At 54.1% G+C, this 338-nt stretch carries 1 protein-coding gene; it reads right to left on the bottom strand.

Annotated elements, in window-relative coordinates; translation table 11 throughout:
- Positions 1 to 116 (bottom strand): LysR family transcriptional regulator (locus tag ACIK7D_RS27755; protein ID WP_400158176.1); only part of this gene is annotated, 116 nt, incomplete at its 3' end.
- Positions 117 to 338: the final 222 nt, after the last annotated feature.

The following is a 338-nucleotide window of genomic DNA, read 5'->3' as shown; positions in this document are numbered from 1 at the left end:
AGCTTGATCTGCCGGCTGAGTGGAGGCTGGGTCATATTCAAACGCCGGGCTGCGCGGGTGAAATTCAGCTCGGTGGCGACGGCGACAAATGAACGGACCTGTCCCAAATCAAGCATCTATTCAATCCTGGTATCAATATCCAACAGAAAACAACTTGGACTTAAATTGATTGCCGCGATATCAGTCAAGACGAGGGCCGCTCGGCGGGTGAAAATCAGAGAGGCGAAGATGGATACGCAGCCAGCAAAAACCGGCCACCGGCAACAGGCCCTCGGCGCAGACAGCATTGCCTGGATAAAGCTTTCTTCGATCTTCCTGCCGCTGAAGGCGCCGATAAG

Source organism: Agrobacterium sp. P15N1-A (genome assembly GCF_044626815.1).
In the GTDB taxonomy this organism is placed as follows: Bacteria; Pseudomonadota; Alphaproteobacteria; order Rhizobiales; family Rhizobiaceae; genus Agrobacterium; species Agrobacterium leguminum.
Note: the sequence above shows the minus strand (reverse complement) of the source record. Positions and strands in the feature narration are given on the sequence as shown.